A 24576-nucleotide genomic window follows, 5' to 3' on the forward strand; every position below is an offset into this window, starting at 1 on the left:
GCCAGACCGGCATAATAAACGGCAGCGTGCCCTGCTTCAGATCGTAGCGGGCAAACTGCTCGAATGCCTCCCACTGGCCCTGCTTGAGCCACCCAGACTGCCACGGCATTTCTGTAGACCGCGGCCCGGGGCGAGGCCGCATAATCGGCGGCCCGCCCTCCGTGTCGCTCTTAACCGGGGCGCTATATGTCTGAACCGGAGCAAGGTTCGCCGACAGCGGCGCATAAGGCACCTCTGTCGGCCAAGTAACAATTGCCATATTATCCCTTAGCCGCGCAGTTGGCGGTTAGCCTGCTTGGCGCCAATCGCCGCATTAAGCGGGCCGCGGCCCCGCAGCATGTTGTCCGCCATACGCGCCTCGACCGCGCTGATAAGCACCGTGATGTCCCCGTTGGACTCCTGCTTCGGAGTTGCCTGGACGCTCTGAGACTGTGTGTTGTTCACGATGATCTTCGGAGCCGAGCCGCCGGATAGGCCAGAAGGGATCGACGGCACCGACATGCCCACCGGGCCGCCTGTCGCATAACCGCGCGACAAAGCCTCTAGGTTGCCCAGACCGAGCTTCTTAACTTGGGCCTTTGTGAAGACGTACTCGCCCTTGTGGACGACGCCCGCCGGGGTGTTCTTGCCGCCGGAACCTGTATAGCCGCCGGAGTCGAAGCCTTTGAGCAGTCCGCCCAGTAACCCGAATAGGCCACCTGCGGCGCCGTTCGTGCCGGTTGTCCCGAAGATGCCCGCCAGCGGGCCGGAGCCCATCAGCGCGGCCTGAAGGGCTGCCTTCGCGAGCTGTTTCACAAGGTTCTTGAGGACGTCTTCGGCCTTAGACCCATTTAGAATAAGGTCTTCAAGACTGTCAGTGATGGCGTCGCCGAAGAACTTGCTGGCGTCGTTGTATGCTTTCTTCTGATCCTCAAGGGACTTTAGCTTAGTTCGAAGCTCTTCAGATTTCTGCGTCTGCTCTGTGAGGCGCTTAATCATATCGGCGCGCGTTTCAGCGTCGAGCCGATTTAGGTCTACGCCCGCCTTTGCCAATTCGATAGCCGCACGCTTTTCGGCGTTTGATTTCGAGAAATTGTCGATCTCGGCCTGCAGGACCAAGTTCTGTCGCGCCAGGCTATCGATGTATCGGTTGAGCCGATCTTCTGCCTTGTCCTCTTCGGACTTACCGCCTCCCCCACCCTTCTCTTCCTTGGGTTTCCCAGGCTTTAATTTCTGGTCGAGTTTGCCAAGGTCCGTTTGACTGGCTGCCTCGCTGGCCCTGAAGTTGCGTCGGGCGCGATCCATCGCGCGCTTGTTGGCCTCGTCAGCCCACTTGTTCAGTGCCCCAGACGCGGCTCCTAAAGCATCACCGACATAGTCCTTTGAAAGGAGCTTAAAGTTCTCGCCGAACGCCTTTGCGCTTGCAGCGCCGGCGCCAGCGTAAGCATTTTCAATGCGTCCGAAATCCGGCGTGGGCAGCGCCGTGACGCCAATTCCGCTAAAAGCAGAATTGATCGCGCCGATAATCTTCTTAAGCGCGTTCTCGACCGTTGCAATGACGCCGTTCATGGCATTCACGGTGACCTCGGCCAGACCAGGCCCGATCGCCGTCCACGCCGTAACAATCTGCGCAGCGCAAAAGCTAAAAGCGCCAATAATCGAGTTTACGGTCTGTTTGACCACTTCGACAATCTTGCCGAGTGTGTCGCCGCCGCCCATGGCTTCAAAAGCCTGAGTCACCAAGTCCGCAGCGGCTGCGTATTTCTCCGCAAGGAACTGTGCGGCGTCGGCGCTGACTTCCTTGACAACGTTGAATGCTACCGCCGCGTAATCCGCGATAGTCGCAATCTCGCCCGCGATTGGATGAATCTGATCGCTAAACAGGACTACCGCCGCGCCCGCCGCGGCTATAGATGCAGGGATGGCGCTAAAGCCCAGAATGGCTCCGCCCACCCCCGCCAACGCTATGCCGAGAACGACAAGCGCCTTGGAGGTAGTCTCAGCGTTATCGGCCGCAAACTGAATTCCAGACGCCAGCGCCCGTGACGCGCCCGTGGCCTTATCGGTCTGGCCGATGTAGCGAGTCAGCGCAGTCTGGAGGTTGGTGAAGCTCTGGCTAACCGTCGCGTTTGTTTTGGCAAACCGAGCGTCAATGTCTTTGGAAGAATCCAAAAGAGCCTTGAACACGCGGCCTGCAACAAGTTCTCCATCCTCGCCAAGCTTTTTCAGCTCACCGATGGTGACGCCAAACTCTTTCGCGATAGCAGCCGCAATAGTGGGCGCATTCTCGCGAAGTGAGCGAAGTTCATCGCCCTGCAGAACACCAGAGCCCAGCGCCTGATTCAGCTGCAAGATTGCCGACGCCGCCTCTGACGACGACGCGCCACCGGCAACAAGAGCCTTATTTACGGTCTCAACGACGCGCAAAACCTGTGCTTGGCTAGCACCTAGCTCTTCCGAGGAGCGCGTTAGTCCAGCGTACAGACTGGCCGTAGCGCCGAGATCGGAGCGGGACGACAGAGCAATATCCGTAACCCGACTCTGCGCGCCCGCGATGTCTGTAATCTTATCGCTGGACGCGGCAATCTTGTTCGCCATGTCCGTCCAAGCGTCCGCATACTCGCGGATCTTGTTAACCGACAGAACCGATGCAACCGAAGCGGCTGCTGCCGCAGCAGCCGGCCCCAGTTTACCAAGAGCAGCAGAAACACTGCTCTCCATATTGTCGGCGCGCTTGACAATAGCGTTGAAATTCTTTTCAGTTACGCTATTGAGTTTGCGCATCTGATTTTCGTACTGCTTACTCTGGACTTCCAGCAGCAGCGAAAGGCGCTCAAGCTCTGTGGCCAAATCAATCTCGGGCGGTTAAAATGTCAAAAACAGTCATGACCGAGACTCGCAAGCGCGGAGTGTTCGGAAAATTGTTCAAGGGCCTATTTGTGGCCTTCAATGTTGTGATGCTCGTAGGAGTCGGATTTTATTGGTGGGCAATGCTCAACCACATATCCGAAACACCCGAAATCGCTGGTCAGGCGGGCGCCTTTATTGGAACATCCGCCGTCACAACGATTATTCTTGTGTTTTGGCTTCTAGGCGCCGGCATTCTTGGAGCACTCACCGCGGCAACCCGCGGCAAGCGCATCCTTGTCGAGGCTAATTCCTAATCGATAGGAATCGCTAACAGTGCGTCAATGTTCTGCTCGTCTACCGCGCTAAGACCGTCGTCCTTATCACCGGTTTTCGACCTGACATAGCCGTCAACAGTTTCGTTGAACTGCCACCATGACATGGCTCGCATATCCCCAATCGGAATGCGCGCCGCGCCCGCAGCGGCGTAAAAATCGCCGAAGACAAGGCGACCATTCGGAAGGGTCAGACCTCCGTCTCGGCCTCCGGCGCGGACTCTTTTCCCGGCACCTCCTCCGGGGCGCCAATCAGCGCGGACTGAACAACGACGCGCGCGATAAGGGCGTTTTTAAGCCAGTCGGGGCGGTCATCGACATAGCGCCGAACTAGCTTAAGAGCGTCGGCAGCAGGCATTCCGCCGCCGACCAGGCCGAGACGTAGGGTCTCGCGGACATCCGTCGTGCGCCATTCATTGGACGCCAGCCGTTGCATGACGACAAATGGCCCGCAGTCAGTCTTTTCCTGCAGCTCTTCCAACTCGCCTAGTGCGAGCCTGAAGGTGTAGGTACCGTCGCCGAAGTCCTGGCTGATCGATCCGTTACGGTTTTCGCCGGACATTAGGTAGCCGCGGTATAGGTCACCGCGCCGTCGCTCTGCATAGTGACGTTCACAGTCACGCGCTCGCCACGGGTTCCCGAAGTCTCGAAGGTTTCAAGTGCGAAGGCGCCCTCCCAAGTTCCGACTTTAGAGCCAGACCGCCAGAGTTCGACGCGGGCATTGAAAGATTCGGTTGTCTCGAGCTTTCCAATCCAGATAGGAAGAGCGGTAGTTTCAAGAACGCCCTGACCGCTGATAGTTGCTGACTGGCTCGTTACATCGCGCTCCATCCAGGCGGGCGCGTCTTCGTCCGCGCAGTCGGGTGTCAGAGTCTCTGCAAGCTCGCGGTTAATCGAAAAACTTCTTTCGGTGAAACCACATGGGCTCGAAAAAACTTCTGGAGACGCACCGTCTCCAATCAGGACTCGATATCCGCTCCAGCGGAAGGTCTGGGCCTGTGCCACTAAATATAATCCTCGATTTTAAGCCGCGAGACCATGCTCTGCGGGGAAATTCAAAGGGCTATTACCGAGCCCCCACGCGGTTATTACTGCCGAGTCATAGGCGCGGGCCGCGTCTTCGGCACTGACAAAGCACCCAAGATGGCCACGCTTGCCGTCGGGACGCGGCCCCAATACAACCCATTTTTTGTTTGACTTTTTGAACTGAACCCCGCGGTATCCTGATGTATTGTGCGGGTTCATTGGCTTATTCCGAGCCTTAAATTTAAGTGTTTCTTTGGTTTCCTCGGAATGCCTGTGCCCTAATGGGTTCTTGTTTCCAATCTTTCCGGCAGACAATTTTGCTATCGTCTCTGGTGAGTGTTTCTTGCCCCACATTGACGCCCTATCACCGCAATATTGAGCTAGCTTTATGCGAGCCTCCAAGGACATGATTTTGCCCTTATTTCCATCGCTGATTTTGCGCTTTGTCTCTTCGGACAATACGCGCCCCGAAACACCCTCTCCGCCGTCGGTCAGATTGGCGAGTTCGCCGGCTCCGAGGTTCTTTCGCCCGTGAGCCTGAATAAGCATCACCTCTAAGTCGAGTGCGTGCTTTTCGTCTAGGCCATCGCAAACAATCTCAACCGTGTATCCGTGCTTGGCGCAGCCTTTCCAGATTCTATTCTGGTATCGGCTCCAGTGCTCGTCCCACGCCCTATTCCCAGAGCCCTTTCCGATGTAGAAAATCGCCCCAGTATCATTTCGGCGATGCTGGTAGACGTAAAATTGGCGAACGTTATCGTTCGCCGCGGCAGGCGCCGTCGTCGTCATGCAAGTATCCCTCTCGCAAATCCAAAGAAACACTCGGCAGGCGGTTGGATGGCCGCTCTTCGGGAGCTACCCTAGCCGAGTGATTAGGTCGCGCTGTCAGTCAGCGCTTGAAAGTTGACAACGGCGCGCGTGGTTACGTTGTCCGTCTCGATGAAGTATTGAGTGCCGCGGTAGGAGATTTCAGTATTGTCCCAGCCTGCGGTTGCTGGCGCCAGACGATGCAACGCAGCCTTAACCGCGCCGGCTGTTTGTGCGGCTTGCGGCCTACCGACCGCAGTAGAGAAACACTGGACGTCAAAGAAGACCTCTGATGCATCAGAGCAATCCGTGCCGTCTTCGATTTCCTGCCAACCGCTTATGCAAATATACGGCGGAACGGTATTCGGCGGAACCCGGTCGAAAACCTTGGCGCCGACGAGCGCCGCCAGCGGCGCGTACGCCTTCAGCGCCGCCACCACAGCCGCCTGGAGCGGCAGCGTTGCTTCTGACATCAGAGTTGCTTGATTGCCTTAGTGACGGCGCGGCTAATGCGTGAGCGGGCGCGCCTGCGCAGTTTGCGATAGGTCGGATAGAAGAACGGCTGTGCTGTCGTGCCAGGGTGCTCGGTGCCGGCGAAAAGGCCGCCGTTTATGTGCGGAGCCGTGCCGAATTCCACGAGGTGCGCGTACCTCACCTCCGAATTGCCTGCGCTAATCCGAACGCTCAAGTCGGGGTCGCCGGCCTCGCCAACATTTCCAGCCAGGCTCGAGTAACGAACCTTGCCGCCGCCCCATGTCTGCGCGACCGACTTCTTAAGCTTGCCGGTTTTGCCTTGCGGAGCCGCGTTTCGGATGGCCTCGGTTAGTTCGTCAGCGCTTTGAGCGAGCGCCTGCTTTGCCGCGCTGCGCACCGCTGGCGGTATCGCCGCCAGTTTCCGCAGTGCGGCTTCCCTGTTCTGAAGTCTTGCCAATAGCTTTCCCGGCGGCAATGGCCGCAGTTGCGCAAGGCGTCGTCACCAGCCCCGCCCAGCCTGCCTTGTAAGCGACAAGCCACCGCCCGTTGAATTCCGGGGGCGCCCAGTCGAAATCTTGCGTGAATGCGACGCGCGGCATCAGGTTGCCTCGCCTTCCACCGCCATCATGTCGAGGTACGCACCTCGCTCATCGATATTGGAGATGGTCTTAATGTTGTAGATCGCGCCGGTTCTGGTGTTCACGGCGCGCCAGTCGACTCCGACGCGGCGCGTGCGCGCCGAACTGCGAACACGCAGCACATACGGCTGCACTTTCGTCAGTCGGGCGGCCAGAACCGGCTCGCCACCCTTCAAGGGCTGCAGCCGGCACGGCTCAAAAAATTGGGTGGCGTATTCGCCCGTAATCGGGTTTCCGTAGCCGTCGTCGGCCTCAGACCTAACTTGGAAGGCGACAACCTGGTTGAGCGCGCCAGCGCCCTCACGCTTTGCCGCCACCATGTTAGAGGCTCACGCCCGGGAACTGGATTCCGATCGACATCACCGTGGTCGACTTGGCTAGGCCCAAAAGGCAGACGTACTCACCGGCGGCCAGGTCCGCCGCCGGCTGGATACCGCCTGGCGTCTCCGAGAGGTAATAGGCAGATCCCGCGACAAGCGTTCCGCCGATGGTGATGTCGCCGCTCGTCTGCGCTGAAACCGGCTGGTTCAGCGATGCGCCGTTGAGCGCAATACCCTTGGCCTGCCGCGCTTCGGACGTGGCGCTATTGGAGTCAGCCAGCATCCACTTCTTACTGGTGCTGGATAGGTATACGGCCTGACCGGCGGTGATGGTTTCGCCAGCAGTGCCGCTAGCAATGGAGGCGTTGGAGCCGGAGACGACATTCGCCGGCGTAATCGTGATATCGGCCATTTAATTCCTTGATGAATACGTTCAATAACACGTGTTCTGTTGAGATCAGTAGATTAACCCCGCGAAGGCCGGATCTGGCGCATAGCCGAGGCAGCGGTCGAACAGCGCGCCCTTCGGGCCGTCCATCTCCTGGTTGCCTGCGGTCATGAGGTGGACGGTGTCGTTCTGAAAGATCGTCGGGTTGAGTACATTGGCGGGTATCGTGGGCGACAACGCCGCAATCTGCGTCGTGTCGATGCCGAACTTGATGCCGACCCCCGCCTTGTTCGCCTTGAGATAGTTCATCACTTCGACGTTCTTGGCGCAGAGGACCGGATCGGTGGTTCCCACGCCAGCGCCGCGCGCATACATGCCGCAGTGGACGAAGACGAGATCCGCCACGGCGGCATAGCGCGTCTTCAGGGCCGCGATGAACGGCTTCAGGCAGCTATCAATATAGTTGATCGCGCCGGTATAGGTCGCACCAGGCGTGCCGATCGGTACGGCGGCGAGGCCGGGATTTCCGTTCGTGCTGCCGTAGGGGATATCATTCGTGTCGTGGATCGCGATGACGAGCTGCTGGCGCGGCCCGACGACCATGTCAACCATCTGCTCGATGTTGTCGAGCCAGTTGAAGCCGATCGTGTAGGTCCAGCCGGAGATGTTGACGAGGCGCCCGCTGTCCCGACCAAAATTCCAGATCAGGCGGGATTTTCCGTGCGACCAGCGGTAGTTATAGGCGAATTTCTCGGTCGTGGTTGTCGGCGAGAAGAACGTCGCCAGTCCGTTCCTTGTGATCCCCTGCGCCCACATCTGGTCCTGCGCGTTCGGAGAGACGCTGCCGATTGCAGAGTTGCAGCGGCTGTCCCCGACGCAAATGATCACCTGCCGGCGCAGGCCATCATTGCGCAAATAGGGGATAACGGAGGTATTCCCGTAGCTTCCCCGCGCCGTCGACGAATTGTAGCGGAAATCCGAGACATCCAGCCCGAGCGCAGTCGCGGCGGTATAGACCGCATCTGGCACGGCCAGGTCGTATTCGGTGCTGTTGAGGAGCCGCATCGTGCCGTACTGCGTCGTTCCCGGCATCGGGCCGAACAGGGCGGAGAGCCGCCGGTGAAGGCTGCGCTGATCCTTGTCCTCGGTTCCCTGCGACTGTGCGACAGCAGCAGCGACGGCCGGAACAGCGATGGCGGGGCGAATGTATTGCGTCATGCCGCACCATCCATCTCGGCCTTCATCTGGCCGCGCTCAGTGGCGTCAATGTTGGATTTGAAGACCCAGCCGGCGATCTCGCAGAGGCTGGGGCTGTTGTTGGCGCCGTTGTCGCCAATCGAGATGACCGCACTGTCGGCCGTATTGAAGGCCCACGGAGCAGTCTCTGCCGGCGTCCAACTCTCGCTGTAGGGGCCTGATGTGCTGTTCAGGTAGAGCGAGATCGTGGCTTGCGCTCCGGTCCAATCCAATTCGACCCCGACCGTGCTGAACAGGTCGTTCGCGAGCTGCGGGCCGGAGGTGATCGTTGTGGACTTCTGAGCGCCATCGGCCGCCGACATCACGGCATAGAGCCGCCGCCCGGTCGTGCCGCCTTGCAGATAGAGCGCGAACCGCTCCACGCCAGTTCCGTTCCCTGGCGGTGTTGCCGTGGATGGCGCTTCCGAAACGCAGATCAGGCAGCGCTTCGACCCGGTAACAGCGAGATCACTGCGGGGCTTGACCCGCATCCAGCCAGAGAGCTTGCCGAGGCCGTTGGCAAGCGAGAGCCGTTCCATCAGAAGCGAATGGCCGGCAATGTCCGTCACAAGGCCGCCGGAAGCCCCCTTGAGGGGTTGCAGCGCCTTGTCGCCGCGGCGCACGCCATAGCCGCTACCGCTCAGATCCTCCACGGCCGACACGGTGTCGAAGGCGACAGTGTCGTAATAGACGGAGGCCTGATCGACGCCGTTCCAGTCCTTCCATGTTTTGGCGATATTGCTCCAGGCGAGCAGATTGGTTGAACCGAAGGCCGGTGTGGGTAGAACCGCGTCGCGCGGACCCGACGGCGTGCCACGACCATTCCCAGAAATCGACAAACTTAAAGAAAACAACCGCGCTGCCTAATAATATCGATAGTTGCTCAACAGGCTATCGAACGAAGACCATTTGCTGTCTTCCTCCGAGCCGCGATGCTCGTAAAAATCTTCAATGCGCAATAGGATTGCGTGCTTAACCGCAGGCGGCGCCGAGTCTGTTCCGACCGTCGCCGTGAGCGCAATACGCGATCCAGATTGCTTTGTAGGCCAGTGCTGTCCGATCTTTAGAACGACTGCGCGAGCATCGGCGCGGAACTCGTAAACAGCGGCGTCAACTACCGCGGGCGCGCCGTCAGCATCGGTGTAGGCAATGGACGAAACGGCTGTAACCGGCGCGAATGGCAAGAAGCCTAGATCACACCAGTCATCACAGTTGGCAACCAGTCCGGCCTCAACCCAATGAGCACCGCAGTATTTCTCAACATGGTCGCGCGCCGTAGAAATCAAGGCGCCGATATAGTCGTCGTCGTCGTCGTGCATAACGCGAAGATGGCGCTTGGCGTCATCTAGGCTAACAGGCTCATTCGCCGGCGCCACTGTCTCCGTCGGCGGATACCACATCTTCTTGCTTCCTCTGGCGTCCGCGGCGCTTTTCATTGCCGGAAGTGTCTACCGTCGCCGTTTCGATCACAGGAGTAACGGCAACTGCGAATCCCGCTTCGACGAGGCGCGCGGCCTCGTCGTCCGGAAAGTGGAACTCATCACCCGGATCCAGCGTGTAGAACGGGCCGGAGATGCCCACTGACATCTTAACAAGCATTAGGTATCGACGGTCAGAACGCCGGCATTGTTCCAAAGCGCGCCGGAGATGTTTGGCTTCGCCGTGGGAAGCCCAGTCACAACAACCTGCCCCGCTGCGTTCGCGGTGAAAATAGCGTTTCCGATCTTAATGGAGCCGCCGGCGACAACCGTCTCACGGTCGCCACCCTGCTCCTTGTAAACCTTGGGTTGATAGCTCAAAAGCCACCTCCAGTTAGGAGGGGTGCCCTTGCGAGCACCCCGTTAAATCAGGCCTGGATGAGGTGCTTGACCGCAGCGGTGTCGCCGAGTTCGCCGTCCAGATAGATCAGGCCAGCGATACCGAGATCCGGCCAATACGACTCGCGCTTGACGCCAATCATCGGAGAGCCGACCTTGCGGACATAGTACTTGCCGAAGTCACCGAACAGCATGGTCTTGTTGCCGGTTGCAAGGTTCGCCATGGCCTGGTTGACGCTGTAGCGATAGCCAAGCAGCGTGCCCGGGACGCCGCCCTGAACATCGCCAGCGGTCCAGATGTACTTACCGTCGCCGTCCTTGAGCTTGCGGATGGCCGCCAGCGTCAGGTCGTTGAACATAAAGCGGGCCTTCGGGGACTGGCGATAAGCCGGGTCAACCGAGTGGATCAGGTCAACGATCTCGTCGTAGGTGACAGCAGCAACAGCCGCGGCAGTCTTGCCGAGCGAGGACGCCGTAACGATGCCGTTCGGGTCGCCTGTGCCGTCGCCAGTGGTGAGCTGCAGGTTGGCGATGCGACCAAGACGCTCACCGAGGAGCGAGCCAAGCAGCGACTCCATATTGAAGATGGAGTCGCGCGCCAGTTCGAGCGAGAACTTAACCCACTCGGTGTCGTAGCCGTAGGACTCGAGCGACTTCTGGCCGAACGTGACGTCCTTCGCGCCCGTATCGCCCATCGCGGCACCCTCAGAGTGCTGGCCGGCAGTAACAGCGGTGTCGTCCACGGTCGGGATCTTGATGGTGACGCCGTTGCTGGTCGCGATGACGGAGCAGATGTCCTCGTCATACATTGGACCCCAAGCCTTCATGGACTTGACGATCTGATTCGACAGCTCGACCGGAACAGTATAGCCGCCGGCCGTGGTGGACGTGCCCTGCGTGGAGACCTGAACGCGCTTTTCGGCGTCCGCAACGACGCCGGCCTTCAGGACGGCGCGCTCCTCACCGGAAAGCTCGTCAAGCGACGCGCCGGAGGCAAGGTACTTGTAGAACACGGAACGATACTCGGGCTTGTTGCCCTCGTCAGACCCGCGAGCCTCGCCGTCGTCGCCGTTCGGGCGCTTGCGGGCGCGGGCCTCGTCCTCGGCGGCCTTGATCGCGGCCTCGGCGGCGGCAACCTTCTGCTCGCGGGCAATCAGCGCCTCGACCTTGTCGAAGTCAGCCATGATCGTATCGTGGCGGGCCTCAAGCTCTGCGGCGCGCGCCTCGTCGGTGTTCTTCTTGATCTCGTCGAGGGCCGAGCGAGCGTCAACGACAAGCTTCTGGCGCTTGTCGTTCAGTTCTTTAATGGTGGACAATGTTTTGCCTATGAAAAAGCCCGCAATGGCGGGGGATTGCGAAATATGTGTGCGGGTATTACTGGCAGGACTCGCCGTCCGTGCCCTCCGGCGCTGCCGGGTGACTATGCAGCCGTAGCTGCATTCACGGAGCGTCCTGCCGGATGCCCCGAATTCTTTGATTGGTGATGGCTTCGCGTTCGGCAATCCGGCGGGCGGCAGCAGCCGCGTTCTGGCGCCTGCGCTCCTCGTCGGCCTTGGCCTTGCCAGCCTCGGCGCGCGCGGCTTCTAGATCGCGTTTGCCGATCGACGTGTCGTCGTAGGCAGGGAAGGCAACCGCGGACACTTCGTAAAGGTCTACCGCCTCAATCGTGCGGATTGGCGTGTCGCCGGTCTCGTCCCATGACTGCTTTGTGACGCGGAAGCCAAACGACATTCCGCTGATATCGCCACGCTCAACCAGCTCCCATAGGTCGTTGCCGTCCGTGGTGTTCGGAACGTCCACCTCAACCTTCAGCCCGCGCTCGTCTTCGACAAGACGTAGCGTGCCGCTTTTTGTGCGCCCGATCACGCGCCCCCAGTCATGGTCGACAAGGGCGCGAATATCGCCGCCTAGCGTGCCGCTAAATGCGCCCGGGGCAATCCGCTCCACAAAGTAGTCGCCGATTGCTGTATCGCTCTGGAATACAGCAGCGTATCCCGTCAGTGTGCGCTTGTCGCCACCGGCGCGCGTTTCAACGCCTAGGTTGCCGCCGCGCTTTTCTAGTTCAGTCATGCGGCTTGCGCCCCGTCACCGTTATTTGTGTTGTCGTTAGCGGGCGGGGGCTGATTGCCCCCGCTATTTGTCTGCTGCGTTCCAAGCACCACCGTTGCGCCCTGCACCAGCAGGTTGTCTGCGTCTGGGTTGTCGTGCTTCGGTCTGTTCTCGAGCGCCCGCGCCTCGTTTGGCGTCAGCTGGGACGTTTGAATTGCCCTTGCCAAACCTTCCATGCGTGTCTTGAAGTCGCCGCGAAGCAACCCGTCGAGATTATGCTCCACATACCGTCCGGTTGCGCCGCGCCCGAACAGTTTCAGGTTCATCTCGCCCTCAAGTGCCTCGGCCCATTGACCGATCAGGTGCTTGACTAGGTGCAAGTCCTGCTGCTCGGCATTCGAGAACGTCGCGCGCGACAAGTCCTGCAGAAACACTGGCGGCAACTGGTAAGCGCGGGCAATTTCCTCAACCTGAAACCGTCGCGCCTCGAGCATCTGGCTTTTGGCCGGGTCTATGCCGACAGCGTTCAGTTTGTATCCCGGCGGAACTGGGAAGATTGCCTCCCCACCGCCCTTGGCCGCATCGATCGACCGCTTAATGTCGGCCTGAGCGCGCTTCATTGCATCCGCACCGGCTGGAAGCGGCCCCTCAAGCACCAACGGAGGGACGCCGCCACCGGCAAAGAAGCTCGATCCATACTCATTCATGGCCAACGCAAGTTGGATAGCCTTACTGGCCAGGTTAATCGGGCCGTAGTGACCGAGGCCGTCCGAACGCAGCATAAACGGCACGTCGATGACGTCCGTGGCGGGGTATTCCTTGCCGTCGAAGTCGTAGAACAGCCGCCCGCCAACGCGCTTGATCGTCGTCTTGTTCGGGTCCATCGGCCAAAGCGCCTCAACGCTCTGCGCCGACCGCTCAATCCACGCTAGACCACGCCCGCCGGTGAAGACCTGCTGCCAGAAATACTGCCGGAACTTGAAACTGTCCTGCCCGTCGTTCGGGGCGTCGTGGACAATCGTCTCAACCTTGCCTGTGAGGCGCTGCGCGCCCTCCTTCGTGTTCTTGTACGCATGGAACGGCAGCGCCGCCATGGTCCGCGAAAGAAATGCTACCGCCGCAGCCACGGCGGGAACTGTAAGAGCTGTATCTGTCGTTACAGCAGGCAAATTTGCCTGCGTCAGCCCAAAAAAACCGAGGAATTCGTTATATCCGGCTGAAACATGGATAGTTTCACTGGATTTTTGCTCGGTTTTGGGCGGTCTTGATAGCTCAAAACCGAAGATTTTCATTATGCCGCCAGAGAAAATTGTGGATCGTCCCACGGTGATGTCGGGTTGATGTGCCCTTCAGGATTTCGGCTCATCAGCATGGCGGCATTGAACGTTGCCACCAGAGGATCGATCTTCGCGCGCCCAGCTGTCTGCTTTGTAATCAGAACAGCCCCGCCCCGGACTTCCGTCTTCGCGTTGCCTACGCACCACGCCATAAGACGCGATGCACCGTGCTTGAACGTGCCGTCCTTAAGCTTGCGCTCGAGCCCCCACGTCGCCGGCGACAATGCTGCGCCCTGTCGGACAGCCACCAGAGCGGAGCCAACCACGCCTCGCGTCGCAAGTTCGTCGACAAGAGTGGCGACGCCGTATGGATCAAGCCCGACCGCATTCGCCTCAGGCAGTAACCCGGCGAGAAAAAGCTTCTCTACAATGTCAGCAGCCTCGCAAATATCCTGCGTGGCATCCTCACAAATAACCAAGTCCTGATCGCGCTCAAAGTCACGCAATACGGAAACGATGTCCTTTCGCCGCGAGATTACGTCGTCATGCGCCCATGCCTTATTCCAGCATAGCCAGTCGCGTGTCTCGCGACAGCGACCAATAACTGCTAGGCCGAATAGATCATCGAGGCCGCCGCCATCAATGCCGATTGTGGCAACGTCTGAGCGCCTGATAATCTCGTCAAGCGTAAGCGTCTTGTCGCCCGCTGCTTCCCAATGGTCCGCGCCGGGCCATCGGTCGGAGCGTAGGTTTAATCCGATCTCAACGTTGAGATGCTTTGACAGGAACGTCCGGCGCGTGTCACCGTCGCCAGCCATCTCTTTGCGAAGCTCGTCCTCAATCCACTCCTGACTAACAGACCGCCCCATATTTGGGTTGGTGATATAGGCATTGGCAGGATTTAGGTACGCCTCGGCATCAAGCATATGCCGCGGAAACTCGTACAGCGCTCCAAGACTCTTGTTATCTGCGATCGTGCCGTCGCGGACGCCGCGAAAATAATCAAGCTTCGCCTTAAACACGCCGGCAGGCGGAGCGTCGGATTGCGTCGAAAGATAGATAACGAAACCTTCCGGCCGTGAAACGAGGCCGCCTGTGGCCTCGCGAAGCATGGCGTCGGCGTTCTCCTTCTTGCCGAACAGCCAAAGTTCGTCGACCAGCACGAACGACGCCTTCTTACCGCCCACCGTTTCATTGTCCGCCGCAACCACCTTAAGCGTCGCTCCAGTCGTGCGATGCTTAATCGTCTTGTAGTGGTCCTGAACGTGCATCATATCCCTGAGCACTGGGTCAGCTCGGATCATATCCGAGGCTGGCTTATAGGCGTTGTCAGCAACTTCCTTGGTGGGCGCCAGGATCAGAAGTTCGGCCGACTTTCGCCAGTTGCGAACCAGAGCCGTCACCATGATGCCGGCCGCCAGCGTGCTCTTTGAGTTCTTTTTGCTGATGAGCAGAAAGAAATCTCGGATCAACCGCTTACCAGTCTCGGCATCGTACGCGCCAAAGATGGCCGCGACGAAATCAAAAACCCACTGCTCACAAGCCTCGCCAAACGTAGGTTGCCCGGGGGCATCAACGATCCTAAGCGCCTTGAAAACCCTGAGGGCCTCTTCGGCTTCGCCAGCGAACAGCGGCTTTGGTATCAGCGACTCACGCCTGACGATGCGGTCCTCCCAGTCAGGGCAGGCCGTAGTCCAATCCATAATTACCCTTTAGGCGCCTCCGGCGTGGCAAACGGGCTGGCCTCCGCCAACCTCTCAGCCTCGGCCTGCTGCTGCTCTTTTTTACCGCCTGCTGCAGACTCGGCTCGTGCATGGCAGAACGGCGCAGCAGCCACAGCCATACGGTCGCGGCGGTCATTATCCGCCTCGCCGTCGTTCATCACAGTGAGCATGTAGTCGAGCGGCGTCATCCCCGATTGACGCGCCGCCTTCTTGATATCCGGAGCAACCTTGATAGGCTTTGCCTTTGGGGCTTTCGCGCCTTTAGGGCGTCCGGCCCCCGCGCGAAATCCGCCGCTGGCCATGGTCTTGTTTTCGGCTCTCGCCGACTCCTAAAAAATCAAAGATTCGGATTTTAGTTGCGAATGAGTTCACCGCGGGTGCGGCGAATCGGCGTGTCTTTCAGGACACACCCACCCCCTCCGCCCCAAAACGGCACATGCTGCATTGCATCATGATGCATTTTCGCAACACTCGATCAATCCCACACTCCGACTGGCTCGGCTTTCTCTTCCCGCTGCTTGACCGTGTCGTGGCACTCCTTGCAGAGGCACTGAATGTTGTTTCGGTCCCAGAACAACGCTGCCCTGCCGCGGTGAGGCTTGATGTGGTCGGCAACCAGCAAGGATGTATCGCCCTCGATGCGACCGCACCGCTGACAGGAGTACAGCGCATCGAGCAACACCTCGGCGCGCATGTCCTTCCATCGCTTGAGGCCGTACCACTTGCGCCACGCCTGTGTGGCATAGCGCTGCGCACTGCGCGTGCGCTCTTGTGATGCGTTAGCAGTCAGCGTGTGTGGTAGTCTGTTCAGCGTTGGGCCTAGCGTGGTGAGCTTAGTCATACCTCAACCAGCTAGTTGTCATCCCGTCGCTTGAACTGGACGACGGTCGATTGCTCTTCGAAAACGCAATCTTTCAAAGGGATATGCACCACCGCAACAAGCTCCTCGCCGTTGCTAGCAATGCTGATGACCCGCGAGCCCAGCGCATAATGCCCGGCGACGGCCAGGTTCATGTGGCCTTCGTTGTTTCTGACTATGGCTACGTTGGGCAATGGCGTCTCCTTACGCTTGCGGTGATGGTGCCGGCGGAGAGGATCAAACTCCCGACCCGCGAATTACAAAAACGCCGCTCTACCACTGAGCTACGCCGGCATTGGCGCCCGTCCGCCATCCGGCGGCAATCTGCGCACATGGCCCGAACCACGGGCCGAATATCGAAGGCGGGTAGGGAATGCGCTGGCAAGCCAGCATGCAGCAGCCCTTCACCACGCCGCTACTCGGCGATCAACCCGAGTGCCCGGTTTGTACCCGGTGACAAGTTTGGGGTGGCTGACAGCGTTGCCTACTCGCTTCAGCGGTATACTTGCCTGGAACCGTAGACACATCCAAGCGCAGAAAGGACACCGTTACCGGGCCTCGCGCACCCCAAGAAAGAAGGCAATGGAACGGTCCTGCCAAAGCCAACCAGAAGACCACACACCTTACGGCGCATCGGGACTCTCCGAACCCTTTTGCCCTTGCGGGTGGGTGGCCATAATCACGTTGCCCATTCGGGCGAATAAGTGTGCGTGGCCACCCCTACGGCCGCAGCCGGCAATCCTTGTGCCCGCGCCACGCTAAGAATGCTCGCCTGTCCGGCGTGCGAGCTTTAAAGGTGCGCCGGCACCATAAGAGCCGGGGAGACCGTCACGGTACTGCCGCTATATGCGGGCTCGCGCGCTGCCGTCTTTGTCCCCGGCTGACACCGCGAGGGGGCCTTTTCGGCGCGTGTCTCGCAGCTAGAATAAGAAAGGCAAGGCCGAAGCCTCGCCAGTTTTAGCGCGATGCGTCCAGAGGGGACAACCCGCACCGCAATCTCGAAAGCCCCGGGGAGCTAGGCCAATCGGCCAACGCCGCACCAGCAGCGCGCTCTACCCGGGGCGAACCGGCAAACGCGGGAAGGAGAGGCCCGCAAGCCGGTTGGTTAGGAAGGCGACCGGGTAACAATAGGGTCCGGCTCCAGCCTTCCAATCTTCATTCGTCTTCTTCGTCGTCGCCAACACGATAACGAACGCGCTTGCCTTCAAGCGCATCAACGTCGTAACCAAGGTCAAGGAGTCGCATGGCCAGATCTACCGGCAGAGGTTGACCGCGCGCCAACAGGCGCCGCGCCATTTCGATAAAAGACATTCACGAAATCTTGTCGCTTCGTTCTTGCGACCCCTTCACCCTACACCGGACAACTCGGCGAAATCCCTACCCTAAGCAGAATATTTTCTTAGGGCGGCGGAAAGATTATCGTTCGCAGCCTGCAGGCGCTTTCGCCCACCGCTCTTTTTGTCCGCATAGGATGGAGATTGCCCAGCAGCGATACCAACTTCGGTATACGTTCCGGCCTCCATCGCAACGTCCAGCGTCGCAACGTCCTCCGCCTTCATTTCCGCCATGGCAGCATCCCAAATCTCGCGCTGCACGATCGCTCCGACCATGTCCTGCCATGGCGCAGGAACTTCGGATCCACCACCAACGGCAGTCTGCATTCCGTTGAAATTCTCCGCCACGCGCTCAGCGACGGCCGGCAGTCCAGCCGGATAGCGCTTCACTGGAGGCATGTTGGTCGTATTGGCAATCGCCTCGTCCAGCATCGCTTGCGCTTCGTCGCGACTGAAACCGCGCCCATTCCTGCGCTTGTTGCGTTTGGTTCGCGTCGGCACATCCACATCAAAAGACTCGGCGAAATACTCGTTGCTGCGGCGGAGGTAATCGCCCCCGTAGCCGCGCCCGCCGAGTGCTGTTTCCGCCTTCTCGCGGCAACCAAGCATTGCGCCGACAGGCATGACGCGGTCGTACTCGATGACGGATCGATCAGCGCCGCGCTTGAAGTCCTTCTCCGTCTGCGTGCCGTCTGAGAAGCGCAGCCTGCCTATGCGGATCGTCTGGCCCTCGGCGTTGCGCTCGATATCGCCCGTCGCAACCTGCCGCATAATCTCGTCAACAGACGGCGTCATGCGGATGTCGCGCTCCTGGCTGAATGCCAAAACGTCTTCGTCGTTGCTATTGGCAGGCGTCGTCGCCCAGTTGCTGCCGAGAGGTTCATGCGGCCCTTCGGGCCGATTGCGGTACGCCATAAGGGCGGCGAGCTGTTCAGCGAGTGAGCCGTGCCGTGCCATGCTTGTGTCCTGTGAATATGGGCGGATGGCGCTGCGCAGCGTTGACTCACGGCCAGGACATCCCCAACCCCTCGGAACCATCCGACTCCCTTCACTATGGCTATGTTTGACGTCAAAAGTCAAGAGTGCTAAACAGGACGGTTGTCATTCGCCGGCGGCTCCCAGTGCGGGATCGGCAAGCCGAGCCGGGAGGAGACGAGTGCCGTGGTTAGTTCGATAGCTTCGTCCTCGGATGATGGCGCCAGCACGACTACGTCGTGCCCGAGATTAGTTAGCTCCAAGTGCGCCTCGTCCTGCTCGTCGCTGGTCGTGCCGTCGCTGCGCTTGAACTCGATCAGCAGCAGCTTGCCTTGTGGGAGGTAGACACGAACGTCCGGCTCGCCGGCGTTTATGCCCGTCGCCGACGCGTGCCCTTGCTCGCGGAGAGTGCGCCGGGCCGAGTTCATGTCCCCCGCCACACGAATGGGCCAGCCGACCTGCCGGTAGCGGCGCAGCCATTTCACTGCCGCAGCCTGCAGGTGCCACTCCTTGAGCGGCGCGCCGGATTTTGCTGTGGGTTTGGGTTTTCGGGCCATTGTTGTCCTTGTACGTGTATAATCCAACCACTTAAAAACCATAGGGTATGAGATACTAACTACAATACGTCTTATATATATGTGTGTTATTATATAAGAGTATTGATTTTATTGATGATTTTTAATTTATTCCCGTTGTAAATGGGGTTACAACGGTTGTGTTGTAGCCCCCAAAAGCCCGGACATTTCTCACGGTGCTGCATGGGCCGCGATGAACTCGCGGGGTGAACGATATCCGAGCGACCTGTGCGGGTGAAGCTCGTTGTAGTGGTCGAACCATTCCGGCAGGGCGAGCATGACGGTTTTGGCATCGGGGATGGGATTCACCGAGACGTAGTCGCGCTTGAAGGTTCGCACGAAGGCTTCGGCCATGCCGTTGCTCTGCGGGCTCTGGACCGGAGTTGTGAGCGGCTCCAGGCCGATATCGCGGGCAAAGCGGCGGGTCGGACCTGCGATGTAGCAGGAGCCGTTATCGGTCAGCCATTCGATGGTCTGCGGCAGGCGGTTGACCTTGCCGAAGCGGTGCTCGACGGCGGTGACCATCAGGTCGCAGACATCTTCGCCCTTGATGCCCTCGGTGGTGGCGACATGGCCAATGGCTTCCCGGTCGCAGCAATCGAGCGCGAAGGCGACGCGGACCTTTTCGCCGTTGTCGCAGCCGATCTCGAAGCCGTCCGAGCACCAGCGCAGGTTGGAGCGTTCGACGGCGATGCGGCCGTCGTGACGGCGCTCGACCCCGCCAGCATGGCGTTCGAGCAGAAGGCCATGGACCTTCATCACCCGATAGACGCGCTTGCGATTGGCGGGCGCACGGCCCTCGGTCAGGGCTTTGCGGCGCAATCTGGCCCAGACGCGAGCATAGCCGTAGGTTGGCATGTCCTCGATGACCGTCTCGATCTCGGACAGGAGCGCCTCTTCCGGCAGGGGCGGACGGCCTCTGCGCTGGGGAGAGCGCCCGGCCGTCCGCTGCGCCAGCCGGGCGGCGAGATGCGAACGGGCCACGTCCAGCGTCGCGGCGACGGTGTTCATGGCAAACCGTCCTTGGGCAGCGACAGCGACCGCAATCTCCGTTTTTTTATATCCTCCGCCAGTTCGAGGGCGTCCTTCAGGATTTCCACCTCCAGGGTCTTCTTGCCCAGGAGCCGCTGCAATTCGCGGATTTGCTCCTGCTGCGCCCGGAAGGCGGAGGCCGGGACCACTTCCTCCTCGGCCGCCGTCGCGGTCAGCGCCCCTTGCTCGGCAAGCCGCCGCCACGTGAAAAGCTGGTTCGGCGACACGCCGCACCGGCGTGCCACAAGGCTGACCGTGACACCCGCCTCGCGCGTCTGCGCGACGATCTCCAACTTCTCCGCAACCGACCACCGGCGACGCCGCTCAGGCCCGGTCAGGACCTCAACCTTCGGATAAGAACCAGTCATAGACACGACATTACTCCCAACCCTTATTTTAAGGGTGAGACCTGTCCGGGGAATTCGGGGGCCGTTTCAGGTTGTACAACGAGTGCCCTGTAGAGAGGCGCCCGTTGCAGTTCTTACAAGGATCCCTCAATGAGTGGTGCTGTTTTTCTCCATGTGGAGTCGCAGGCTTTCGCCGAGGCCGCCTGGCCTAGGTCGACTAAGTATCTCATTGACTTCCTTGTTGCTGAGTTTTGGCCGCAATGTCTTGGCGCTTATTGACTTAGCCTCGGCCTCAGCCTTGGGTCTCTCGATTTTAATGTTACCCTCGGCCATCCTATAGATAACCTCCGGAAAATCGGAGAACCATTCTCCCTTGCGCCATTTGCGCTTCGCCGCGTCAAGTGCGACTGTTTCGATTGCTGCAGCGGCAGCCCTCGAGTGGCATTTTACAGTCTTGAAAACGTAACAATCATACGGATTATTCGCGTTGATCTGCGACAATCGCGAAGTGACGTTCTCCGACAAGCCGATCTTACAGAACGGCATGGGACGCCCTTGGCTTCTCATCCCAATAAAGTAGACATAACACGGCTTAGTCACGCGCGGTTCCTCTTCTGTTTCACCTCGCTAAGCGGCACGCTGATCCCAAGAGCCGCCTTCCTGCAGTCCAGCGTATTTCCTTGCGATTTAACCCTCTTTCCGGGTGCAGGCTTCACGAACATCCTGCGCATGTAGAGCGTCTCACCTTTGACGCTGGTAACGGCATAAACGTTCTTGCCTGCTACCATGGCGGACCAAGGGTACGATGCGATTGCCGGCACATCCTCCGCGTCGATGATCGCCTCGTACCCCTTCGTCAGGGGCACATAAGCCACCTTCCCTTCAATGCGAATTGGCCTGTCTGGCGTTTTCCGACCCATATTCCCTCCAAACAAAAAAGCGCCGGCTGATGCCGACGCTCGTTAATATAGTAATGTTTGACGTCAAAAGTCAAGTTTAGTAAATTCCCACCCTCCCCTAAGCCGCCAGCGCGCGGCGTGTGTCGGCGTCCCACAGCGCATCGGCATTGCCTGCCGCCCTAGTCAAAGCCGCCCGAGCCGTCTCAACGCGCTGCCTGGCGCGCTCGACGCTTATGCCGCGCTCTGCTGCTGTCTCCCGGTAAAACGCACCCATACCGATCGCCACGATGTCGTCGACCCTATTCCACGGCACGCGGGACAGGACGAGCGACACATCCGTTGCGTGCTCCTGATTGGGCGGCGTCCTCCTAACGGCGCGGTGCATCAGTTCGGGACGATGCTTGGCTGCAGTCTTGGCCTTGCTGATGGCGTCCTGATTGATGCCGCGCATCAGGAACTGCAGCCACGTGTAGGGGCTCTTGCCGGGGCGATATGACTGCCAGCGCTCAAGAGCGCGCAATAGCGTGGCCTGCAGTAGGTCTTCGCGTTCGTGCTGCGGCTTCGTGGGCAGGAGCTTGGCGGCGAGTTTTTTCAAGGCTGGGGTGTAGGCCAGCAACTGTGCGTCAAACTCGGCGGGGCGGTTGTCGTTGGAGCGGGCGGGGATGTAGGGCGCGTGGTTACGCTGGGCGTAACTGGGCGCCGGGAGATAGGACGTCATGCTGCAGTACTCACGAAAACAGGAACTGGACGCCGGCGGCTACGGTGATGAGCACGAAAACTGCTGCCGCCACCACGACTGCCCCGATAAAAGAGCCTATTGCAGCCATGATTGGCCCGTCGTCGCGCCAGCCCAGCCACCCGCCTATTGCGGCCCCAATGAACGCCAGCACGATCATGCCCTTGATCAGGAGCGCGGCGCTGGCACTCATCGGCTCTCCCGTGCCGTGGAGCGTGAACACGCAGTTCGCGTATTCCCGCATGTCAGCAACTGTCGCGGTAGCTGGCGCGTAGTTTTTGGTGATGCTGATACACACGGATCGCTCCGCAGCCGCTTGTGCAGCAGCGGCTTGAGCTTGTGCGGCGGCGCTAATCGCAATGCTGGCGCTATCCATGACTTGCAGCCCTCACCATGTCGGCCCTAACCCAGTTCATGACGCGCATGACCATGCGGCGGGCTTTTTGGGAAATGTGGTTGGCGAGCCCCAAGGCTCGGCGAAGAGCGCGAAGGGCTTGCGGCAACGCGCCGCCCATCAGCCAGATTTGTGCCGCGCGGATTGCGCTGTTGAATTGCGCGGTCATGGCTTGGCGCCTTTCACGCTAGCGCCGGCGACGAACGCCGCGATCATGTTCCCGGTGGCGCGTTCGGTATCAATGACGCGCTGATTGACCGATTCCGCGTAGGCGCCGGCGGCACGCTCTGTCGCCGTGTCGATTGCAGTCGTAGCGTCGCAGAGCCTGCTGGCGGCATCGCGGAGGCCGAGAATGCCCATGGCCTTGGCGATGCGCTCAATATCGTCGATCGCGTCCATGCAGACGCGGCGCATATCAAAGATGGCGTCGACTGCCTGAAGGTGTGCGTCCGCCATCACCGCATCTCCTCGATGGCGGCGAACGCGGCTTCCCGCAGTTCGCGGATGCGGCGAATGCCTTCTGAATGCGAAAGCGTCGGGATGCTGATCGTGTTTCCGATGAAGCATAGGTCCCGCTCAACAAGGTCCAGTGCAGCTTTCACCAGCCGTTCGGTGGCTGTCTCCGGAACGTGGTTATGCCCAGCGTAACAGGGTGCCGTGTGTGCTTGCGCTCCCATCACACAACCTCCCCGGTGGCGGCTGCGATGGCGGCGCGGGCAGCGAAGCAGTCGGCCAGGGTCAGGAGGCGCCTTCCACCACGTCCGGCGTAAAGCTCGATCTGGTCGGGCGGCGTCTCGTTGCGGTGTTCAAGGTGAATACCCCAGAACTTGCGCGCCTCGTCGTCAAGCTGGTTGGCGTCGTAGGCGTCAGCGATACGGGCCAGCGGGCGCAGTGCGTTTATCAGCGCCCCGTTCTGCCCCGCAGAACCCGGCGCGGTGTTGGTGGTGGCGGTCATGAGCGCGCTCCCGCAAGGAAGCGCTCAGCAGCGGCGCGGCAGGCATCCTTGCCAGCCTTGCGGCGAATGTATGCCCCGGCCTGCGAGGGCGAGGTGAAGAGCTGCGAGTACTCGCCGGTGGCTTCGTTGACTGCGCGGAAGAAGTAGCCGTCGCGGATGATCTGGAACATTTCCGTCTCTCCCCTGCGGCCATGAAAAAGGCCGCGTCGTTTCCGATGCGGCCTTTATGGTACTTTTGACGTCAGACGTCAATAGTGATTTTCAGACGACCCGATAAATTATCGTCGGGGTGTCGTCGTCGGGGCTGCCTAGCCCAATGCGCGTCATTGTGCGCGTCTTCAAATCCTCCACGACAGCCTCGTTGCGCGCCTCGTCAATGCGAACCAGGCGCCGAACCAAGCAATCCACCTCCGCCCCGCGAATCGCGACGATATCCCCGGCCCGTGCAGGCTCGAGCGTCTCGGCCCAAACCTCGTCGCCCTTCATATAGGCGGGCTCCATCGAATCGTCAGGCATCTTGCAGATGAGCTTGCGCTTGTTGGCGACAGCGGTTGGATCTTTCAGGAACCCCACCGGCCCGAGATCTTCGGACGGCTTGGGGTTACGCCGGCCGCGCCTTGTTTCGTTCAACGCTTTTTCCCGCTGCTCCGTCGTCATGTCGGCGAGATAGTCGTCTTCACTCAACCCCAACACGGCCAGAACCGCGCGCCATCGGTCGGGGGTGGGAATCGCCCCGCCCTCCATGGAAACGTACTGCGTTCGGGATATCCCGGCCGCGGTAGCGACCTGTTCCTGCGTGAGGCCGAGATTGTTGCGTGCCTGCGTAAGCCTATGATGATACGTCACTTTTGAACCCCTGCCACTAACTGAGTGTCTGTTTCACATTCATACATTGACTTTTGACGTCAAACATCGCTATAAACGAATCGTGCTTAACGAGGTTCCAAGCAATGCGTGAAAAATCCTTCGGTGGTCGATATCCGCAATCGAGCCTTCCTGTTCAGACAATCGAACGTTGTGTGTCGTCGTTCCGGAACGGCGCCTCGCTGCGCGCCACCGCAGCCCTGGTCGGCTACCCGATTGACGCAACGGCACGCGCGGTCCGGCGATATATACCAAATGCGTGGAGACGTCAAACGTCCAACGTCAGAAGTGTCGCCGCGAATGACAGCACCGTTCAGCGCGTCATGCCGCATCAAATCGGATGGAGCACAGATCCAGTAAGCCACCATGCGGTTAGCTTGCCGCGGCTTCGGTGCCTGGAGGCTACTGCCGCGCAGTGACGCGCAATAGGATTACATTCACATAAAGGATCGAAGAATGCGAGATTTCATGATCGGCGACACCGTTGCGACGTTCATCGCCGGGCCGATTGTTGGCACGCGGCGTGACGAAAACGGCGTCGCCTACAAAGTCGAGTACGAGGACGGCGAAGGGGTTATCCGCCGCCGCTGGCTCTACGAATCCGAGATCTACCACGACGACGAAGACGAAGATGACGGTGGGTGTGAGATTACCCGTGCTGCTGCTGCTTTGAATTGAGGGAGGAAGAG

36 protein-coding genes and 1 tRNA gene are annotated in these 24576 nt (G+C 59.8%); 2 read left to right on the top strand and 35 right to left on the bottom strand.

Annotated features, from left to right (window positions below):
* Positions 1–267: 267 nt before the first annotated feature.
* Positions 268–2829, bottom strand: a complete 2562-nt coding sequence (locus tag CE453_RS26140; RefSeq protein WP_089177251.1) for a tape measure protein — start codon at positions 2827–2829, stop codon at positions 268–270.
* A gap of 35 nt (positions 2830–2864) precedes the next feature.
* On the opposite strand from CE453_RS26140, the gene CE453_RS26145 reads away from it, so the two are divergent.
* Positions 2865–3143, top strand: a complete 279-nt coding sequence (locus tag CE453_RS26145) for a hypothetical protein (RefSeq protein ID WP_089177252.1) — start codon at positions 2865–2867, stop codon at positions 3141–3143.
* A gap of 208 nt (positions 3144–3351) precedes the next feature.
* Here the strand turns inward: CE453_RS26145 and CE453_RS26150 are convergent, their stop codons facing one another.
* The 34 genes from CE453_RS26150 to CE453_RS26300 form a co-directional block, all read right to left on the bottom strand.
* Positions 3352–3723 carry a gene transfer agent family protein gene (locus CE453_RS26150; RefSeq protein WP_089177253.1) on the bottom strand — a complete coding sequence of 124 codons (372 nt, stop codon included), beginning with the start codon at positions 3721–3723 and terminating at the stop codon, positions 3352–3354.
* Positions 3723–4166 carry a phage tail tube protein gene (locus tag CE453_RS26155; RefSeq protein ID WP_089177254.1) on the bottom strand — a complete coding sequence of 148 codons (444 nt, stop codon included), beginning with the start codon at positions 4164–4166 and terminating at the stop codon, positions 3723–3725. Before CE453_RS26155 ends, CE453_RS26150 begins: the two co-directional genes overlap by 1 nt.
* Positions 4167–4184: 18 nt before the next feature.
* Positions 4185–4976 (bottom strand): NUMOD3 domain-containing DNA-binding protein, encoded by a 792-nt coding sequence (locus tag CE453_RS26160; protein ID WP_089177255.1) that lies wholly within the window; start codon positions 4974–4976, stop codon positions 4185–4187.
* 83 nt (positions 4977–5059) lie between these two features.
* Positions 5060–5467: a DUF3168 domain-containing protein gene (locus tag CE453_RS26165; RefSeq protein WP_089177256.1), complete on the bottom strand. Its 408-nt coding sequence runs from the start codon at positions 5465–5467 to the stop codon at positions 5060–5062.
* A complete protein-coding gene (locus tag CE453_RS26170; protein ID WP_157733201.1) occupies positions 5467–5925 on the bottom strand; it encodes an HK97-gp10 family putative phage morphogenesis protein in 459 nt (152 codons plus the stop codon). The genes CE453_RS26165 and CE453_RS26170 overlap by 1 nt, the downstream gene beginning before the upstream one ends.
* Before the next feature lie 141 nt (positions 5926–6066).
* A complete protein-coding gene (locus CE453_RS26180) occupies positions 6067–6426 on the bottom strand; it encodes a head-tail adaptor protein (protein ID WP_089177258.1) in 360 nt (119 codons plus the stop codon).
* Position 6427: 1 nt separating this feature from the next.
* Positions 6428–6838 (bottom strand): hypothetical protein, encoded by a 411-nt coding sequence (locus tag CE453_RS26185; protein WP_089177259.1) that lies wholly within the window; start codon positions 6836–6838, stop codon positions 6428–6430.
* Between the two features lie 45 nt (positions 6839–6883).
* Entirely contained in the window at positions 6884–8032 is a 1149-nt protein-coding gene (locus CE453_RS26190; RefSeq protein ID WP_089177260.1) for a hypothetical protein, read from the bottom strand.
* The gene (locus tag CE453_RS26195; protein ID WP_157733202.1) at positions 8029–8904 is read right to left on the bottom strand and encodes a hypothetical protein; all 876 of its coding nucleotides are present in this window, start codon (positions 8902–8904) and stop codon (positions 8029–8031) included. Before CE453_RS26195 ends, CE453_RS26190 begins: the two co-directional genes overlap by 4 nt.
* A 9-nt stretch (positions 8905–8913) precedes the next feature.
* Entirely contained in the window at positions 8914–9450 is a 537-nt protein-coding gene (locus tag CE453_RS26200) for a head-tail connector protein (protein WP_089177262.1), read from the bottom strand.
* Complete coding sequence (locus CE453_RS26205; protein ID WP_157733203.1) at positions 9410–9637, bottom strand: hypothetical protein; 228 nt, start codon at positions 9635–9637, stop codon at positions 9410–9412. Before CE453_RS26205 ends, CE453_RS26200 begins: the two co-directional genes overlap by 41 nt.
* A gap of 11 nt (positions 9638–9648) precedes the next feature.
* Positions 9649–9849 carry a hypothetical protein gene (locus CE453_RS26210; RefSeq protein WP_089177264.1) on the bottom strand — a complete coding sequence of 67 codons (201 nt, stop codon included), beginning with the start codon at positions 9847–9849 and terminating at the stop codon, positions 9649–9651.
* Between the two features lie 47 nt (positions 9850–9896).
* Positions 9897–11183 (bottom strand): phage major capsid protein, encoded by a 1287-nt coding sequence (locus CE453_RS26215; protein ID WP_089177265.1) that lies wholly within the window; start codon positions 11181–11183, stop codon positions 9897–9899.
* 124 nt (positions 11184–11307) lie between these two features.
* Positions 11308–11937, bottom strand: coding sequence for an HK97 family phage prohead protease (locus tag CE453_RS26220; RefSeq protein WP_089177266.1), 630 nt, complete (start codon positions 11935–11937; stop codon positions 11308–11310).
* A complete protein-coding gene (locus CE453_RS26225; protein WP_089177267.1) occupies positions 11934–13208 on the bottom strand; it encodes a phage portal protein in 1275 nt (424 codons plus the stop codon). The genes CE453_RS26220 and CE453_RS26225 overlap by 4 nt, the downstream gene beginning before the upstream one ends.
* Positions 13208–14896 carry a terminase large subunit gene (locus tag CE453_RS26230; RefSeq protein WP_089177268.1) on the bottom strand — a complete coding sequence of 563 codons (1689 nt, stop codon included), beginning with the start codon at positions 14894–14896 and terminating at the stop codon, positions 13208–13210. Before CE453_RS26230 ends, CE453_RS26225 begins: the two co-directional genes overlap by 1 nt.
* Before the next feature lie 2 nt (positions 14897–14898).
* Positions 14899–15219: a hypothetical protein gene (locus CE453_RS26235; RefSeq protein WP_089177269.1), complete on the bottom strand. Its 321-nt coding sequence runs from the start codon at positions 15217–15219 to the stop codon at positions 14899–14901.
* A gap of 173 nt (positions 15220–15392) precedes the next feature.
* Complete coding sequence (locus CE453_RS26240) at positions 15393–15758, bottom strand: HNH endonuclease (protein ID WP_089177270.1); 366 nt, start codon at positions 15756–15758, stop codon at positions 15393–15395.
* 11 nt (positions 15759–15769) lie between these two features.
* Positions 15770–15931, bottom strand: a complete 162-nt coding sequence (locus tag CE453_RS28825) for a hypothetical protein (protein WP_157733204.1) — start codon at positions 15929–15931, stop codon at positions 15770–15772.
* A gap of 64 nt (positions 15932–15995) precedes the next feature.
* Positions 15996–16070, bottom strand: a tRNA-Thr gene (locus CE453_RS26245).
* A gap of 861 nt (positions 16071–16931) precedes the next feature.
* Complete coding sequence (locus tag CE453_RS29030; RefSeq protein ID WP_198302217.1) at positions 16932–17087, bottom strand: hypothetical protein; 156 nt, start codon at positions 17085–17087, stop codon at positions 16932–16934.
* Between the two features lie 71 nt (positions 17088–17158).
* Complete coding sequence (locus tag CE453_RS26250) at positions 17159–18067, bottom strand: hypothetical protein (protein WP_157733205.1); 909 nt, start codon at positions 18065–18067, stop codon at positions 17159–17161.
* Between the two features lie 128 nt (positions 18068–18195).
* Complete coding sequence (locus tag CE453_RS26255; protein ID WP_089177272.1) at positions 18196–18642, bottom strand: PDDEXK family nuclease; 447 nt, start codon at positions 18640–18642, stop codon at positions 18196–18198.
* A 189-nt stretch (positions 18643–18831) separates the two neighbouring features.
* Positions 18832–20060, bottom strand: a protein-coding gene (locus CE453_RS26260) for an IS3 family transposase (RefSeq protein ID WP_089172803.1) whose coding sequence is annotated in 2 segments (ribosomal slippage) — positions 18832–19730 and positions 19730–20060 — 1230 coding nt in all. Because the reading frame shifts where the segments join, the coding sequence is not laid out codon by codon here.
* 126 nt (positions 20061–20186) lie between these two features.
* On the bottom strand, positions 20187–20639 hold the full coding sequence (locus CE453_RS29670) for a GIY-YIG nuclease family protein (protein ID WP_089177273.1): 453 nt from the start codon (positions 20637–20639) through the stop codon (positions 20187–20189).
* Complete coding sequence (locus CE453_RS26270) at positions 20636–20905, bottom strand: hypothetical protein (protein ID WP_157733207.1); 270 nt, start codon at positions 20903–20905, stop codon at positions 20636–20638. The genes CE453_RS29670 and CE453_RS26270 overlap by 4 nt, the downstream gene beginning before the upstream one ends.
* 151 nt (positions 20906–21056) lie before the next feature.
* Entirely contained in the window at positions 21057–21656 is a 600-nt protein-coding gene (locus tag CE453_RS26275) for a sigma factor (RefSeq protein ID WP_089177275.1), read from the bottom strand.
* A gap of 10 nt (positions 21657–21666) precedes the next feature.
* Positions 21667–22050 (bottom strand): hypothetical protein, encoded by a 384-nt coding sequence (locus CE453_RS26280; RefSeq protein ID WP_089177276.1) that lies wholly within the window; start codon positions 22048–22050, stop codon positions 21667–21669.
* On the bottom strand, positions 22043–22237 hold the full coding sequence (locus CE453_RS26285; protein WP_089177277.1) for a hypothetical protein: 195 nt from the start codon (positions 22235–22237) through the stop codon (positions 22043–22045). Before CE453_RS26285 ends, CE453_RS26280 begins: the two co-directional genes overlap by 8 nt.
* Positions 22234–22524: a hypothetical protein gene (locus CE453_RS26290; RefSeq protein ID WP_089177278.1), complete on the bottom strand. Its 291-nt coding sequence runs from the start codon at positions 22522–22524 to the stop codon at positions 22234–22236. Before CE453_RS26290 ends, CE453_RS26285 begins: the two co-directional genes overlap by 4 nt.
* Complete coding sequence (locus CE453_RS28830; RefSeq protein ID WP_157733208.1) at positions 22524–22745, bottom strand: hypothetical protein; 222 nt, start codon at positions 22743–22745, stop codon at positions 22524–22526. The genes CE453_RS26290 and CE453_RS28830 overlap by 1 nt, the downstream gene beginning before the upstream one ends.
* The gene (locus tag CE453_RS26295; RefSeq protein ID WP_089177279.1) at positions 22745–23023 is read right to left on the bottom strand and encodes a hypothetical protein; all 279 of its coding nucleotides are present in this window, start codon (positions 23021–23023) and stop codon (positions 22745–22747) included. The genes CE453_RS28830 and CE453_RS26295 overlap by 1 nt, the downstream gene beginning before the upstream one ends.
* Positions 23020–23193 carry a hypothetical protein gene (locus CE453_RS28835; RefSeq protein WP_157733209.1) on the bottom strand — a complete coding sequence of 58 codons (174 nt, stop codon included), beginning with the start codon at positions 23191–23193 and terminating at the stop codon, positions 23020–23022. Before CE453_RS28835 ends, CE453_RS26295 begins: the two co-directional genes overlap by 4 nt.
* A gap of 91 nt (positions 23194–23284) precedes the next feature.
* Entirely contained in the window at positions 23285–23869 is a 585-nt protein-coding gene (locus tag CE453_RS26300; RefSeq protein ID WP_089177280.1) for a helix-turn-helix domain-containing protein, read from the bottom strand.
* 486 nt (positions 23870–24355) lie between these two features.
* On the opposite strand from CE453_RS26300, the gene CE453_RS26305 reads away from it, so the two are divergent.
* On the top strand, positions 24356–24565 hold the full coding sequence (locus CE453_RS26305; protein ID WP_157733210.1) for a hypothetical protein: 210 nt from the start codon (positions 24356–24358) through the stop codon (positions 24563–24565).
* The last annotated feature ends 11 nt before the right edge of the window (positions 24566–24576 follow it).

The organism is Bosea sp. AS-1 (assembly GCF_002220095.1).
In the GTDB taxonomy this organism is placed as follows: domain Bacteria; phylum Pseudomonadota; class Alphaproteobacteria; order Rhizobiales; family Beijerinckiaceae; genus Allobosea.